The sequence below is a fragment of the Streptosporangium sp. NPDC049078 genome, assembly GCF_040648855.1.
Classification (GTDB): Bacteria; Actinomycetota; Actinomycetes; order Streptosporangiales; family Streptosporangiaceae; genus Streptosporangium.
The window spans coordinates 65,470-81,700 of the sequence record NZ_JBEZEL010000019.1 but is presented as its reverse complement, the minus strand read 5'-3'; the positions used below and the strand labels follow the sequence as shown (position 1 = coordinate 81,700).

Here is a 16,231-nt window from a genome sequence, read left to right as displayed (position 1 = left end):
ACAAACAGTAAAAGACTGTGGTGCGTGAGGCGTCCGGTTCGGACCTTGCGGTGCGGTGGGGCGGTCTCGTTCGGTACCGAACTTCCGGGCGCCCACCCGGGGAAATAGTTCACGTTCCGCACTAAATATCGCGCGTACGGCCGGGGCCCTCGAACCGGCGACGGCGGCACACCGCCCGCCGGAAATTACCCGTCACGACGCGGATCATGCCGGGCACGCGAACCGTGATGCGGATCATGCCGGACCGGCGAACCGTGATGTCCGTCGCCGGCCGGGGTCCTCGGCGCGGATTTCCGCCGACCGGCCCGAAGCGGCGACTTCGCGGGCTCCCCGCTCTTCAGCCCTCGGCCAGGTGATCGCTCAGGCATCCGGCCGGCGGATCACCCGGCCGTCCGGTCGCGGAGACCGCGCCGGGCGGCGGCGGGAATCGGGGGCCACGCCCCGGAGACCTGCGAGAAGGTGACAGGCGGCGATTCGCCTGGCGGAATCCGGCGGAGCGGCCGTCACACCGCCTGTCACACCGCCTGTCACACCGCCTGTCACACCGCCTATTCGTCCGCGTTCCGCGCGCCCAGTTCCTCGACGAGCGCCGCCCTGCCGCTCACCCCGAGCTTGCGATAGGTGCTCGTCAGGCTTTTTTCGACGGCACGCCGGGTCACCCCGAGCGAGTCGGCGATCCGCTGGTTCGTCCATCCCCGCAGCACGAAGGCGACGACCGTCTCCTCGGTCTTGGTCAGCTCGCCACGCTCGGGTGCGGACAGTCGCAGCGCCGGGCCGTTCAGCTCCGAGTCCCTGTCGCCCTCGGCCCAGGAGACGCCACGTTCCCTCGCGACCCGCGTGCCTTCGGAAACGAACTCCTCCGCGTCGTCGGCACCCAGCTCCGCGAGTCTTCTGCCGAGAAGCGTGAGCGTCCTGGACAGCTCGATCCGATCCTCGGAACGGCGAAGCGTCTCGACGGCCCGCTTGAGGAGATCGACGCCCTCCTCACCCGGAGTGATCATTCCACGCAGCCGCAGCGCGCGGCCGTACGTCGCGGGAGCGCCCCACGCCCACGCGAAGGCGTACTCCTCGTCGGCCAGCTCGGTCGCCGCCTGCACTCTTCCGAGCCGGTGGTTCACCGCCGCGGCCCATACCCGCCAGGGGTACAGTGCCGCGTTCGTCCACCCGCAGCGCGACAGCTGCCTGCCGCTGTCGAGGAATCTGTGCAGCGCGGCCGGCAGATCGCCCCGCACCGCGTCCAGCATCCCCCGCACCATGCGATGCGCGACGACCACCCGCAGGTCACCGCTCTCCGGACTGGTACGGATCACCCGCTCGCCCAGTTCGACGTCCTGCGTCTCAAGCGCGATCATGGCGAGCGTCCAGATGGACAGCGTCCTCGCCTCCGGCCAGGACGAACCGGCGTTGTCGGCCACGCTCAGCGCGGTACTCCTGGCCTGGACCACATGCCCCGACGCGCGAAGGATCATGCTCCGCTCCGCGTTGACCAGCGCGATGACCCCTTCGAGCTCCTGGCGCTGAGCCTGTTCTCGCATCGCCTCCAGCCACGGGGTCACCGAGGCCGCCGTGTCGGCGAGGACCAGCGCCTGGACCAGCAGCGGGAGAGCGGTGTAGGCGTGCCCCGCGCGCGGCGGCTCCCGCTCCAGGATCCGGCCGGCGAGGGCGGAGATCTCGGCGGCCGTGACCTCGCCGGTCATCGTCGCCGCGTAGGCGAGCACGGCCAGCAGTTCCCGCCCGGAACCCGTGGAGACCGGCACCTCCGCGCCGAACCCCCGCAGCCGGTCGGCCGCCGCACCGAGATGCGCGGCGTCCTGCATCCCGAGACAGCGGGTGCGGGCCTCCAGCCGCAGGCCGAGGTCTCCCTGCGCGTACGAAGGACCCCGCTCATGGAGCTGCCGCGCCACATCCTGGACGAGCGCGCCCGATGACGGGTTGACCGTGCCGATCGCGGGCGGGATCCACAGCACCGCCTCCGCCCGCTCCGTCACCGAGGTGAGCATCGGCACGGCCTGCGAGATGTGGGTGACCGAGGACGCGAGGTCGAATCCCCGCTCGGCGGCGGCCAGGTCGACCAGGAGCCGGCCCCGGGCCTCGCTGTCCGGCGGCCTGTCCAGCAGCGCGTGCCGGATGTAACGGGCCGCCTTCCTTCCGGCGCCGCGTTCGAGCGCGGCGCCGGCGGCCGCGCGCAGGACGCCGATCTCCCATGCCTCGTACCCTGCGGTGACCTGCAGGAGCTGGTCGGCGACGTGCTCGGCCGGGTGGCCGACGGTGTGCAGCAGCGACGCGGCCCGGCGGTGCATCGAGGCGCGCGTGTCGGTGCTCATTCCCGATTCGATGCCGTACCGCACGCTCTGGTGGACGAATCGCGGCGACTCGCCGCCGGCGAGCAGGCCCAGGCGGTCGAGGGTCTGCATCGCGGACTTGTAGTCGATGCTGTCCAGACCGGCGAGCTCGCTGATCAGCTCCGGCTCCGCCAGGTCTCCGAGCACGACCATCGCCTGCGCGAGATCCCGGACGACCACGGGCTGGATGCCGAGGCAGAACATCCGGCGGTCGCGGAGGAACGGTTGGCTCGCGGCGTGAACCTCACCGGCACGTGCCGCGACCGGCTGGAAGCCGGCCGTGCGCAACCTGTGCAGCATCGCGGCCAGCGAAGCGGGGTTCCCACCGGACACCTCGTGACAGGCTCGGGCGAATTCGAGGTCGCAGGACTCCCCGAACTCCTCGCCGATCAACCGGCGCACCCCTCCGACGGAGAGCGGCCTCGGGTGCAGCGTACGGGCGCCCGAGGCGACGATCTCCCTGAGCAGCATCGGGTCGGAGGCCGCGCACTCCTCGGAGAAGGCGGCGGCGACCAGAACCCGCGTGCCGTCAAGCCGCCTGGCGAGGTACGCCAGCCAGCGAAGGGACGGCGCGTCCGCCCACTGCAGGTCGTCGACCACCACCACCAGTGCCCTGCCTTCGCCGCCTTCGCCGCCCTCGCCGCCCTCGCTGAGGTTGGCGATCAGCGAGTTCAGCCCCTGCAGGACCGACTCCTGCCTGAGCGACCGGTTCGGTCCGATCGCGTGCGACTCACCGAAGAACATCCCCTGCACCAGGCTCGCCGTGCCCTGGAACCAGGTATCCCAGCGGTCCTTCTCCGCCCCGGCCAGGATCGGCTCGAACAACTGCTGGACGACGCCGAACGCGAAGTCCTGTTCGAGGAGCGTGCCGCCGGCGCGCAGGACCCGCGCGTGCGGGGTGGCCGCGTCGGCCAAAGTGCGCAACAGCGCCGACTTGCCGACGCCGGGCGGGCCGATGACCGCCATCATGGACCCGTTGCCCGCCAGGGCCGCCTGAACCGCCTGCTCCGCCCGCGCCAGCTCCTTCTCCCGCTCCAGCAGCATGGATTCACTCACCCATGTTCCGCGGTGCCGGGATCGAGGCGAGAAGCGAGGCGAGCTCGTTGCGGTTGGTGACCGCGAGCTTGCGATAGATCGTGGTCAGCCGCAGCTCCACCGTCCGGAGGCTCACCGACAGGACGCTCGCGATGTAGGCGTTCGAGTGACCCGCGGCGGCCAGCCCCGCGACCCGTTCCTCGTTGGCGGTCAGTGGGTACCTCGTTTCGTTCGGCGCCGACGGTCCTTCCGCGACAACCTCCACGGCAGGGCGCTCGGACCGTCCGGTGAGTCTAGCGTCAGGTGTGTCGATTCTCACCGTCGCCTTCTGCCGACTCTGAGTCGCGGCGTATCTCCTCGCCGCCGACGACGCCGCGGCGGGCTCGGCCGGCACCGTCGCGGGGCGGTCGTACGGCGCCGGCTTCCGCGGGATTCGCGCGTCGTGCCCGAGGTCGCTCGCCGCCTCCACACCGTCCAGCACCTGTGACGCGCACCGTCGCGCGACATCCAGCGCGCTGGGGGCACCCCACTCCCTCGCCCGCTCCAACCCCTCCAGCGCCAGCCGCCTGGCGGTCTCGACGTTGCCGCACGCGCTGTTCGCCACGGCGGCCACCGATCGCCATGACAGCACCGCGGGATTCGTCCAGCCCCTGGACAGAAGCACGCGCCCGCACTCGTTGATGTCGCGCAGCGCGGCCTCGGGGTCCGCCAGCTCCATGTGCACCCTGGCACGGGCGTACAGCAGTGCCGCCCAGGCCACGCCCTGGTCCGCCCCCGGAGGGAACTCGAAGGCCAGCGACTGCTCGGCCTTCTCCACGGACCGGCCGGCGAGATGCAGGTAGGCCTCCGTCGCGACGAGGAAGGGGACCATCCGCGGATGCCACGAGGTGAGCGGCAACTCCGCCAGTGCCGCCTCGAAGTCGTACACCGCCTGCCCGAGGTTTCCCCGCCGCATCTCGCATCGGCCGCGGTGGATCAGCGCCAGTGCGGCCGGTGCCCGTGCGCCGCAGCGCCTGGCGTCGGCCAGGACCTCGTCCAGCCCGATCACCGCCTCGGCGACCTCGTCGGCCAGGAGCAGCGCCCTCGCCGCGTGGATCCTGGGGCCGAACGGCTGCTCCTCACCCCTCACCTGGAAGGCCGTCCTGGCCAGTTCCCGCGCCTGCGGCAGACGTTCCCCCCTGGCGGCGAGCATCCAGGCCGCGACACCCGCCCGCACGGGGTCTCCCGGCTCGTCGGACGGTTCGGGGAACGAGTGCACGGGCAGCGCGGAATCACCGATCGCACAGTCGTTCTCCGCGAGCCAGCCGATGGCCGCCAGCGATTCGAGGCCGGCTCCACCCGCCTCTCTGCGCGTGTAGGCCGTCGCGACGGCACGGTACGTGGCGGACGCGTCGCCCCGCGAGCCGAGCAGATCGGCCGCCCGGACGAGTGTGCCGACCGACACCTCGTTACCGCTGTTCAGCAGCACCTGCTGCAGCCGCCTGTCGCTCGTCTCCGAGTCGCGGTCCGCCTCCATCATCGCGAGCTCGATGAGCAGCCGTTGCCGCTGTTCGTCCCCCACCGGTTCCCTGAGCGCCCGGCCGAGCAGTGCCGCGGCGCCCTCGTGGTCCCCGTCGAGACGACGCTGCGTGGCCACCCGGCTCAGCAGGCTCACCACCCATTCCGCGCCGACCGGCCGCGTGTTGAGCAGCAACCGGGCGAGCCGTTCCTCCGGGATCGCCGCCCGGTACCCGAGCTCGACGGCGCGCATCGCGAGTGCCTGCCGCTCCCCGATCTCCATCCGGGCCAGCGCCCTGTCGGCGATGAGAGGGCTCGCCGGCGACGGAGTCCTCCCCTCGGTCACCAGCCCCAGGCGCACCAGGACGGACAGTGCCTGCTCGGAGGACATCGTCCTCGGTGGCGCCAGCGAGGCGAGCAGGTCGGCGTCGAGGCCGCCCTCGCAGACGGCTATCGCGAGCAGCAGCGCGAGCGCGTCCGCGGGCAGGCGGGAGATGCCCCTCGTCACCCGGTCGCCGCTCACCTCGGCGGCCCGCTCCAGCAGAGCCGGAACATACCGCGCGACGGGCGGCAGGGCGGCGCGCACGAAATGGTCGAGCACGGCGAGCAGGGCCGCCGGGCTGCCGCCCGTGGCCTCGGTGGCCGCGGTCACGAACGCCCCGTCGACGGGCCCCGCGTACCGGGAGACGATCACCTCCCGGACCCCGTGCTCGCGCAGCGGCGGCACGTGGATCACGCTGCCGGCGACCGGTCCGGACTCGGTGACCGGTTCGACGGCACAGTCTTCGCCGGGAGCTCCGGCCTGCACCAGGAGAATCGGCGCATACCGCAGCCGGTGGGTCATGGCCGCCAGCCATGCCTTCGATTCCTCGTCCGCCCACCGGGCGTCGTCCAGGGCGATCAGCAACGGACGGTTGCCCGCGAGGGCCACGAACTCCCCGCACAGCGCGGGAATCAAGGTCGTGGCCGGCTGCTCCTCCGCCCACAGGCGCCGCGCGAAGGCCGGATATCCGGCGCCGGCCAGTCCGGCGGCGATCTGCGAGACCACGCTGTAGCGGAGATCGGCCTCGGTGGGCGAGCAGCCGGCGAGAACGGCGAGCAGTCCGGCCTTCCTGGCGTGGGCGACGACCGCCCTGAGCAGCGCGCTCCTTCCCGTGCCGGGCGCCCCGAGCACGGTCACCACTCCTGGACGGCCGCGCAGGAGCATCGCCACCTGCTCGCCCAGCAGGCGTGTCTGCCCTTCCCTCTCGGCCAGGAACTCCGGTGCGGCGTCCCTCCACCGAGCGCCCCGCTCGGTGACACTCACCGGCCACGTGCGTGCCGGCCCGTGCGTCGCGGCTTTCCCCTCCGCTAGCGCCATGCGTACGACACCGGCTCGTCGCTGACGGTCGGCGAGACCCTCTCGGACTCCCCGCCGGGGCCTGCCGTGGCACGAGAGGGGGCCGAAACCCTCCGGAGCAGGCTCGGAGCCCCGACCACGGTCGCATCAGTGCCACGGACGGGCGCGGGAACCTCGCCGTTCAGCCCGAGCGATCCGTCCGTGACCTTGGCTTCGACTCTGTGTCGAGTATCGCTGCACATTTCGCACCTCGAATCGACGACGCATGCGCCTGATCTCAAGCACTCCGATCGCCTACTGAGGAGACCTTAATCACAGCAATGTTGGTTTACAAGCATTTGCCTTGGATTTACCTGTGATTGCCTTTATTTATCTGTGTTCGACGGCCTGACCACCTCTCCTTCGAATGACCGGAGACACCGGGCCGGCGTCTCGGAGAAGCGGATCCCCTCCGCAGGAGGAGCGGGTGGGCCGGGGCACGACGGCGACGGACGGCCGCACACCTCACCGGCACCTCACCGGCACCTCACCGGCACCGCAGCGCGCCCGCCACCTGACGTCTACAGGGGGATGTTGGTGTGGCGGCCCCGGCGCGCCGGGGCGGCGGCCAGGGCCTCGCCGAGCCGCAGCCGGGTGTACGCCGGGTCGATCACCTCGTCGACGACGCCGATGCTCACCGCCCTGGCCACGCCCCCCGCGATCCTCTCGTGCTCCGCGGCCAGGCCCGCCAGCAGCTCCTCACGCTCGTCCTGTGCCACCGCGGCGAGCTTCTTGCGGTGCAGGATCTCCACCGCCGCCTTCGCGCCCATGATCGCCACCTCGGCCTCCGGCCACGCGAACACGGCGGTGGCACCGAGCGACCGGGAGTTCATCGCGATGTAGGCGCCGCCGTAGGACTTGCGCGTGACCAACGTGACCCGCGGAACGCTCGCCTCGGCGAACGCGTGCAGCAGCTTCGCTCCCCGGCGGACCACCCCCTCCCACTCCTGCCCGACGCCGGGCAGGTAGCCGGGGACGTCGACCAGCACGAGCAGGGGCACGCCGAACGAGTCACACATCCGGACGAACCTTGATGTCTTGTCCGAGGACAGCGAGTCGAGGCAACCGCCCTTGCGCAGCGGATTGTTCGCGATCACCCCTACCGTCCGCCCGGCGAGCCGGCCGAACCCGATCACCATGTTCGGCGCCCATCTGGGCTGCAGCTCGACGAAACCCGGCTCCCCGTTCTCTGCGTCCCCGCCGTCCAGGACCGCCCTGACCAGCGGGCGCACGTCGTACGCGCGCCGGGGTGAGTCGGGGAGCAGGTCGCGCAGCGGCCTCGCCTCGCGCACCGAGTCCACGTCGACGAATCCCGGCTTCGCCAGCAGCGCGACGAGCCGGCGGGCCTGGGCGAAGGCCTCCTCCTCCGACCCTGTGGCGATGTGGGCCACCCCGGACTTCCTGCTGTGCGCGTCCGGCCCGCCGAGGCTCTCCATGTCGATCTGCTCGCCGGTGACCGACCTGACGACGTCCGGGCCTGTGACGAAGACGCGGGCGGCGTCAGACATGATCACGATGTCGGTCAGGGCAGGACCGTAGGCCGCGCCGCCCGCCGCGGGACCGAGCACGACGGACAGTTGCGGGACCTCGCCCGAGGCCCGGACCATCGCGGCGAACATCTCCCCGATCTCGTGCATCGCCGACACGCCTTCGTTGAGCTTCGCGCCGCCGGAGTGCCACACGCCGATCACCGGGCAGCGTTCGCGCACCGCGAGGTCGATGGCGTCGGCGATCAGCGGGCACTCGTCGATCCCGATCGCACCGCCCTTCACGGTGGCGTCGGTGCAGTAGATCACTACTCGCACGCCGTCGACCCGGCCGTAGGCGACCACCACTCCCACGCCTTCGCGCCGGTGGATGATCTCCAGGGAGCCCGGATCCGACAGCCGTGACATCCGAACCGCCGGGTCGCGGTGGTCAAGGGACGGCTCGTCTCGGTCCACCACAGCCACTGAGGGAAATGTCATCGCTCACCTCTGCGAATCGCCCGTCGTCCGAGCCGTAAGTGAACCAGCGGCGGCGCCGGGAAAACCCCTAGTCTTGCCGCCCGGTCCACAGACGTCCCGCGTCAGGGCAGCCGGAGCAGCCCATCGCGCACGCGCGTGATGATGTTGAGCGACGGCTGGTTGTCGACCTCGGCGAGCGGATGCACTCTGAGGAGGTTCCAACCGATCGCGTCACCGATCAGGACGATGGCCACCCCGATCGGCATCCTGAGGCGCCCCGCGATCTCGACCACCGCCATGGGCTCCCGGCACATGTCGCAGATCCAGCGATATTCCGGGGACAGCGCGGGATCGTCGGCGCTCATCGTGCCCTGCGGCGTCACCGAGATCAGCGAGTCCATCCGCAGCGGGGCGTCGCCGTGCGTACGCCCTCCGGAGATCACGTACGGTCGCGGTCCGACCGGCCGCGAGTTCTCGTGCTCGTACCTCGTCGAGGACGAAGGCGCCCAGTCCGGGTCCGTTGCCGGCGCGGGGGCGACCCGAGGCATCGCGTCCGGGAAGCTTTCGGCGTAGTGGTGCTCGTCGGCGTCCGCCCACGACCTCTCCGGGACGTCGTACCTCTCCGGAGCGTCGTACCCCTCCGGGACGTCGTACCTCTCCGGAGCGCCGTACCCCTCCGGAGCGTCGTGCGTCCCTTCCTCACCGGCGACGGCCACCTCGGCATCCCACACACCGTCGTCCGCTTCGACGTCCCGCGCGCCGTCGTGCGCCTCGATCTCCCGCGCGCCGTCCTCCACCTCGACGTCCCGCGCGTCCTCCGCCGCCTCTTCCGCGGGTTTGGGCAGGAACTGGTGCTCGGCCCAGGTCCTGTAGTCGCCCCAGCCGCCGAAAGCGGACGCATGGTAGCTGGGCTTGTCAGCGAATCGCCGTCGTCGCCTCCTGCCGTTGGACATCGCCGGGATCTCACCTGCTCTCCAAAGATCATTTGCCTCAAGATCACACGATGATGGGATATGATCATCCCATCGAGATCATCGCGATCCGTCACCCCGCGATTTCGCCGCGTGTTCGCTGCTCTCCGCGGAGGTCTGCTGATTGTCCTCGGCGATACCTAGGTGTTTGCATAGTATTCCGCGAATCCGCTGGCGGATTCGGCGAGGGGGTGGGAAGCGTTTCCAGCGCCCATCCCAGATCCGCACGGCCACTCACGTCCAGCTTGCGAAAGACGCTGGTGAGATGGCTTTCGACGGTGCGCAACGTGATGCGCAGGGCCTGGGCGATCTCCTGATTGGTCGCACCGGTCGCCGCGAGTTCCGCCACGCGCCCCTCTCCCGTGGTCAGCACGTTCTTGACCCCACCGGCTCCCTGGTACATCCGGCCGCCCGCGGCGACGAGCCGGCCACGGGCCTGCTCGGCCAGCCTGCGAAATCCGCACCGCACCGACAGGTGCACGGCGCGACGGAAATGTCCGCGGGCGCCCTCGCGGTCGTCCATCCGCAGCAGCGCCTCGCCCAGCAGACTCTCGGCCCTGACCAGATACCAGCGCGCCTGGGTCCCGGTCAGCGTCTCCACCGCCTCGGTGAGCGTCTCCACCCCGTCGACTCCCTCCGCGACCGCCCCCCTCGCCAGCAGGGCGAGTCCTCGGGCAGGCGCGTTCCCCCAGGCCTCGGCGAGTTCCTCGCCGTGCTCGACGAACTCTCCCGCCTCGTTCCCACGCCCCAGTTCGGCGAGGAGACAGGCCGCCTCCAGCCACCACGGCACGAACATCGGATGCCTGACGACGGCCTCGGCGAGCAGCGCACCGCACTCGGTCAGGGACGACAGCGCGCTCGCGTGGTCACCTCGCGACGCCGCCAGATACGACTTCGTCATCAGCACCCGTGGATAGTCGAGAAGGTAGTCCTCCACGTCCGGCGTGCCCAGCTGGCCGAGTACGGCAGCGGCCTGGCCGAGGTCCCCCCGCCAGGCGAGCACCGCGCCCAGGGCCGTCCGCGGTGCCGTCACACTTCTCGACCACGGCTGCTCGTCCGCCAGTTTCATGGCTCTGATCGCGTCCACCAGCGCCCCGTCGAGGTTGCCCGCCTCCCCCAGGATCCACGACCGCCTGGACAGGGCCATCACCTGCCCCCAGGTGTCCCCCTGCTCCGCGCCGTGCGAGATCACCCGGCCCATGGCTCGCACCGCCTCCTCGACCTCGTCGGCGAGTGAGAGCACGTACGCGGCGGCACCGACCGCCTGGCTCCAGGAGACCTCGTCCGGGCCGCTGAGCGCCTTACGGGCCAGCGGCAGGCAGGTCCGGGACGAGAAACCCGACATGGCGAAGACCAGGGACCGCCCGGCGAGCAGTTCGCGTCCGCCTCCGGCGGACACCCCGGGGGTCCGCGACATCACCGCCCATTCCGAGACGGTCTTCGCGGTGGACCTGCGGTTCCACCCGATCAGCAACAGCGCGGACTCCACCAGCATCCGCGACTCGTGATCCCCGGTGGCCGCTCCGTCGAGTTCCGCCAGGACGGCGTTCAGCGTCGAGACCACCTCCGGTTCCCTGCCCAGCGGCGGTGCGACCCGCGACATCTGGATCGCCAGACGTGCTCTTCCCCGCACGTCGCCCGTCTCCCGCAGCCCGTCGCAGAGCATCGCGTACGCTCTCGCCGGATCGTCGTGTCCGATCAGCCGCGCGAGGTCGGCCCGCGCGCCGACGTCGGCGGGATCGGCCATCACCATCCGGCCCAGGTAGTGCGCCGCCACCTCCGCGTCCCCGTTCGACTCGGCACGGCGTGCTCCCTCCCCGAGCACGCCCCGCATCCAGGTCTCGGGAAGTGCGGGCAGCAGCGCCAGTTGCGCGCTGACCTCCTCGGCCGGACGGCCTCCGTCGTTGAGCAGCCTGGCGGCCAGTTCCCGCCGTCGGTCGAGCGCGGCGGTCGGCATGTCGTTCAGCACCGCGGTCCGCACATGGTGCTCGTTCAACTCGGCCAGGCCGACGTCGATGATCTCCTCGTCGCGCAGGATCTCGATCGCGGCGGTCACCAGCGGCTCGGGGACCCCGGCCAGCATGCCCACCAGTTCCGCGTCGGAGTGCCCCAGCACCGCGAAGGCCTCCACGACCCCACGCACGTATGCCGGCCGGCGGTCGAGCGTCGCGAGCAGATGTCCGGCGTGGAGTTCGGCGCCGAGTTCGGCGGCCCTGGACTCGCCTCGGGCGTCAGGTGGCACGCCCTCCTCGCTCAGGCGCTTGAACAGCCGCGCGAGCAGTGCCAGGTTGCCCCGGCAAACACTGGTGCACAGGCGGACGAACAACTCTTTCGGCACAGTCTCCCAGCACCGCCGGGCCAGCTTCCCCGCGTCCTCCTCGGAGAGCGGCCCGAGGTCGACGACGCGGTGCCCGCGCGCGGCGACCCCGGGAACCGCCCGCCCGTTCGACGGGCCGGAGCGGTGCTGAGCGAGCAGGACGAACAGCGGCAGATGATGCCCACGGTTCACCAGGAAGTCCAGCCATGCCAACGACTCTTCGTCGCACCACTGCGTGTCGTCGAGCATGAGGGCCACCGGTCCCGACGCGGCCGCCTCGCCGACACGCCGGAACAACAGGTGTGACAGCGGCACGGTGCCGTCTCGGGTCGGAAGCGGCGCTCCGCCGAACAGGCTTTCCGCACCGCTCCATGGCAGGCGGGCCCCCGCGGGCGAGCAGGAGCCGCGCAGGATCGTCACTCCGACACTGCGGGCATATCGCTCAAGCGCCTCCAGCAGGGCGGTCTTCCCCGATCCCGTGGGTCCTCGCAACAGCGTCAGAGACGCCTCGCCCTCCGCGGCCCCCTCCAGCCAGGACACCAGTGTGCGGAACTCCGCTTCCCGGCCCACCGGCCTGGCCTCGCCGTGGAAGATCCGTCCCGACATGGTCACCATCTCGCTCCATCAGGTCACCGAATCTCGCCAAGAGGGGGTCGAGCCATGCGCTCTTCTTGTGCGTGGCGTGCGGGCACCGGGCCGACACCGACGTCAACGTGGCCGGGAACATTCGAGACGCCGTCGCAGGGCGTGCGGGGATCGCGCGGGCATCGACATGCCACCTCCGGACGGGCACCCGGTCATCCACTGATCCGGTACAGCCGTGTTTCCGATGTTTTTCCGACGTTAGCTTCTAGAATCTCGCTCGGCAAAGACCTCTTTGCCGCGAGTTCATCCGAACCCCGCTTTCGCCGGGGGCGGCGCCCCTCCGGCGGGCCGCTCGTCAGGGGCGGGCGTGCCTTCCGTACCCACCGTCGCCCGCGACGGCCGCACACCGTCTCACACCCGTCTTCTCGGGCCTGTCTCAGGCCCGTCTCAGGCCTGGAGCCTGGCGTAGAACCGGCTGCACTCCTCGTAGGCGGGGAGCAGACCCTGCCGCCGAGCCTCGGAGAGGGTCGGGGCCGTCGCGTCCTTGTCCGACAGCAGCGGTGTCACCCCGGCGGGCCAGTCGATCCCCAGCTCGGGGTCGAGAGGATCGATCCCGTGCTCACGCCTCGGCGCGTACCCCTCCGAGCAGAGGTACACCACGGTCGCGTCGTCGGTCAGTGCCATGAAGGCGTGACCGAGCCCCTCGGAGACGTACACGGCCCGGTGGTCCCTGTCGTCCAGGATCACCGACTCCCACCGCCCGAAGGTGGGCGATCCAACGCGGATGTCGACGACTACATCGAAAACCGCACCCTTGACACACTTGAGGTATTTGGCCTGACTCGGCGGGACGTCGGCGAAGTGCACGCCGCGCAGCGTCCCCCGGCGCGAGACCGAGTAGTTCGCCTGCGAGAGGGCGAGGGGCCGGCCGGTGGCCTCGCGGAAGCTCTCCGCGCGGAACCACTCGTGGAAGCTGCCCCGATCGTCGGGGAACACCTCCGGTTCGAACACCCACGCACCCTCGATGCCGAGTGAACGCATGCCCACCTCTCCTTCCGTGACCCCGCCTCATCCGGGGAGGGGGCCCCGGACGGCACGCGCGACGGGCGCTCCCAGCGGAGTCTCCTCCGACCATCGCCCCCTTGTGAACCCGTCGTGGCACCCCGAGGAGGCGCGTACGGTCCTTCGCGGGACCGTTCCAGTGCCGCGCGGGCGGATCGTCCCAGGTGGGCGCCCATCAGGCCGGTGACCGGCCGATCTGGCCACTTCCGGCCATCACGAGCCTCGTCCCCCCGCCCAGGGGGAGCGGCCGGGAAACCGTGTTCACGATCGGCACGACGTCCCGTCCCCGAGGCGGTCCTCCCCTCCCCACGGGCGCGGCACCGGGTCCCGCCGACGCCCCGACGGCCACCCGGCACAGGGACGCGTAGCATCGACGTTCTGCGACATTCATTCGATTTCCGCTCACGAACACAGACGGACACAGAGGATCATGAACGACTCCTTCATCCCCGCCGCCCGCGCGGCAGGCGGGACCGGCCCTGGCGGCACGCCCGCACGGCGTTCCCCCCGGCCGGAGAACGACGGCGGGCGACCCGGCAGCACCGCGTCCGCTCCGGTGGAGGCGTCATGATCGACCTCCTCCGCAACCCCGTGAAGAACTACGACTGGGGTTCGCGCACGGCCATCGCCGCACTCACCGGGCGCCCCTCCCCCACCGAGCTGCCCGAGGCGGAGATGTGGTTCGGCACCCACCCGTCCGGCTCCTCGTCGGTGCTTCGCCAGGGGACGTGGCACTCCCTCGCCGAGGTGGTGGCCGCCGCCCCCGAGACAGAGCTGGGCGAAAAGACCGTCGAGCGGTTCGGTTCGCGGTTGCCGTACCTGCTGAAGCTGATCGCCGTGGACCTGCCGCTCTCGCTCCAGGTTCACCCCTCCCAGGAGCAGGCCAGGGAAGGGCACGCCCGGGGCACCTACGTCGACCCGTTCCCCAAGCCCGAGCTGATCTGCGCGCTGACCCCGTTCACCGCGCTGGCCGGGTTCCGTCCTCCCGAGGAGGCCGCGGTCCTCATCGGCGGGCTGGGCGTACCGGAGCTGGAGCCCGTCGTCGCGCCGCTGGCGGCCGGAGACGCCTCCGCCGCGCTCCGCGTCCTGGTGGAGTGGCCGAAAGACGGCAGAGCCGATCTCGTGGCCGACATCGCGCGGGCCGCCTCCTTCGCCGGAGGTCCCGAGAACGAGCTGGTCGTACGCCTGACGGAAATCCACCCGGAAGACCCCGCCTGCCTGGCCCCGCTGTTCCTGCGGCGCCACGAGCTGCGGCCCGGCGAGGCGCTCTTCCTGGGCGCCGGGGTCCTGCACTGCTACCTGAGCGGGTTCGGCGTGGAGATCATGGGCGGCTCCGACAACGTGCTGCGCGCCGGGCTGACCGGCAAGCCGATGGACGTGGAGGAGCTGCTGCGGGTCACCGACCCCTCGCTTCCGGCCCTCCAGGTCGAGCCGGTCGGCGATCTCTATCGCACCCCCGCCCCCGAGTTCCGCCTCGGTACGGCCGTCCCCGGTTCCGGCCTCACCCTGCAGGGCGGCGTGCCGCGCATCCTGTTGTGCACCGAGGGCGAGGTCGAGACCGGCGGGCACCCCCTGCGGGCCGGCGAGTCGGTCTTCGTCTCCGCCGCCCGGGGCCCCGTCGAGGTGCGCGGGCCGGGAACGGTCTTCTGGGCGGAACCGGGGATCGACCAGGCGCCCTGACCAGCGGCTCACGCCCGCCCGCCCCTCCCTCGTGAGGCCGCGGGCGGGCGCGATCCACGGCGGGCGGGCGCCCTCACGTCCATACCGGCCTGCTATGGCGGATAACCCCCGGGGTGGTCGGGGCGTCCCCACCGGCGAGGCTGGAGGTATCCGATGACACCGTCAGACGACCTCACGGATCCAGACCTCCGTCTGGAGCTGATCCTGGTCGAGGTACTGCACCACGAAGCCGAGCACCTCGCGACCGGCTGACGCGTCCCGGTCCCGGCTCCAACGGGGGGAGCCGGGACGGGACGCGTCGAAGGACAGGGGCCAAGTCGCGGTAGGAGGCGGAGATTTTTCGATCAAGACCGGTGTGGAGCCGGGTGACCGGCGTGCGAGAAGTCCTACAAGGGCGTTGAGACCGTGACGGTCACGGCCCGTAGAACACAGGAGGAACCTCCGTGCGACGCTTCTTCACCGGGATCGGCTACCTCGCCGCCCTGGCGGTGATCGCCACCACGATGGCCGCACCCGCTCAGGCCACGGCCACCACCCGCGCCTGCTCGATGCCCTTCTCCGCCCAGGCCGACGCGCCGTCGCGGGCCACCACGGTCGAGCCGGCCTACTTCACGATGACGACCGTCGGCTCGCGCCTGCCGTTCGTCATCAAGCTCACCGACGCCGAGAAGATAGAACACGCCCGGCGGATCATCAGCGGCAAGGAGACCGAGAGGACGCACGTCCTGGGCCGGATCGTCAAGACACAGGCCCCGTACAACCCCTCCTACGGCTTCCACCTCGATCCGAACACGATCGACTTCTTCCAGGTGGCCATCGAGGTCTGTGACGCGTCGCTCCCGTACGTCGAGGAGCATCTCGACGAGGCGTGCGGCGCCTTCCTACCCGGCTGCTTCTTCTGCCCCTGGACCTCCAAGCTCGTCGCCGAGGTCTCCGCCCCCTGACCCTCGACACGGGTTTCCGGCCATCGCCTCCCCTCGGGAGGCGATGGCCGGAGCCGGTCTCCCCCGGCCCGCCGCGTACGGCCGTCAGAGCGCCGGGATCGTCCTCAGGTTTCCCGGTCGCGCGATGTCGTGGACTCCAGCACCCTTTTCGCCTTCGCCATCAGGGTGAGCGCCACCACCGCGAAGGCGAGCGCGAGCAGGGTGAAGAGGGTGAGCGACAGTTCGTCCGTCCGTTCCAGCAGCCGGGGCGACGCGGTCGAGACGGCGAACAGCGCGAAGAACAGCAGTGACCACGCGTACGGCCTCACCCGCAGGACCCCGCCCCGCCTGGAGACCATCAGCGGAACCCGGCCCTTCAGCAGCACGCGAACGCCGTGCGCGGCCAGCACGCATCCGATCCCCAGCAGGGCCCAGCTGAACGCGACCGACAGTGTGTGCGCGCTCATCGGGATCGCACCTCCCTGGCCGTCGGCG

At 71.1% G+C, this 16,231-nt stretch carries 9 protein-coding genes; 2 read left to right on the top strand and 7 right to left on the bottom strand.

Annotated features, from left to right (window positions below; translation table 11 throughout):
* Window positions 1–548: 548 nt before the first annotated feature.
* The 6 genes from AB0B90_RS29905 to rfbC form a co-directional block, all read right to left on the bottom strand.
* Window positions 549–3,398, bottom strand: coding sequence for an AAA family ATPase (locus tag AB0B90_RS29905; protein WP_362925879.1), 2,850 nt, complete (start codon window positions 3,396–3,398; stop codon window positions 549–551).
* Window positions 3,391–6,180 (bottom strand): LuxR family transcriptional regulator, encoded by a 2,790-nt coding sequence (locus tag AB0B90_RS29900; RefSeq protein WP_362925878.1) that lies wholly within the window; start codon window positions 6,178–6,180, stop codon window positions 3,391–3,393. Before AB0B90_RS29900 ends, AB0B90_RS29905 begins: the two co-directional genes overlap by 8 nt.
* A 593-nt stretch (window positions 6,181–6,773) precedes the next feature.
* Window positions 6,774–8,204: a carboxyl transferase domain-containing protein gene (locus tag AB0B90_RS29895; protein ID WP_362925877.1), complete on the bottom strand. Its 1,431-nt coding sequence runs from the start codon at window positions 8,202–8,204 to the stop codon at window positions 6,774–6,776.
* Window positions 8,205–8,320: 116 nt separating this feature from the next.
* Entirely contained in the window at window positions 8,321–9,151 is an 831-nt protein-coding gene (locus AB0B90_RS29890) for a DUF742 domain-containing protein (RefSeq protein WP_362925876.1), read from the bottom strand.
* Between the two features lie 91 nt (window positions 9,152–9,242).
* On the bottom strand, window positions 9,243–12,101 hold the full coding sequence (locus AB0B90_RS29885; RefSeq protein WP_362925875.1) for a BREX system ATP-binding domain-containing protein: 2,859 nt from the start codon (window positions 12,099–12,101) through the stop codon (window positions 9,243–9,245).
* A 417-nt stretch (window positions 12,102–12,518) separates the two neighbouring features.
* The gene (gene rfbC / locus AB0B90_RS29880; RefSeq protein WP_362907095.1) at window positions 12,519–13,112 is read right to left on the bottom strand and encodes a dTDP-4-dehydrorhamnose 3,5-epimerase; all 594 of its coding nucleotides are present in this window, start codon (window positions 13,110–13,112) and stop codon (window positions 12,519–12,521) included.
* A gap of 588 nt (window positions 13,113–13,700) precedes the next feature.
* On the opposite strand from rfbC, the gene manA reads away from it, so the two are divergent.
* Complete coding sequence (gene manA, locus AB0B90_RS29875) at window positions 13,701–14,813, top strand: mannose-6-phosphate isomerase, class I (protein ID WP_350947106.1); 1,113 nt, start codon at window positions 13,701–13,703, stop codon at window positions 14,811–14,813.
* Between the two features lie 443 nt (window positions 14,814–15,256).
* On the top strand, window positions 15,257–15,757 hold the full coding sequence (locus tag AB0B90_RS29870; protein ID WP_362925874.1) for a calmodulin-binding protein: 501 nt from the start codon (window positions 15,257–15,259) through the stop codon (window positions 15,755–15,757).
* A gap of 104 nt (window positions 15,758–15,861) precedes the next feature.
* Here AB0B90_RS29870 and AB0B90_RS29865 read toward each other — a convergent pair whose 3' ends face one another.
* Window positions 15,862–16,203 carry a hypothetical protein gene (locus AB0B90_RS29865; RefSeq protein ID WP_362925873.1) on the bottom strand — a complete coding sequence of 114 codons (342 nt, stop codon included), beginning with the start codon at window positions 16,201–16,203 and terminating at the stop codon, window positions 15,862–15,864.
* Window positions 16,204–16,231 lie beyond the last annotated feature (28 nt).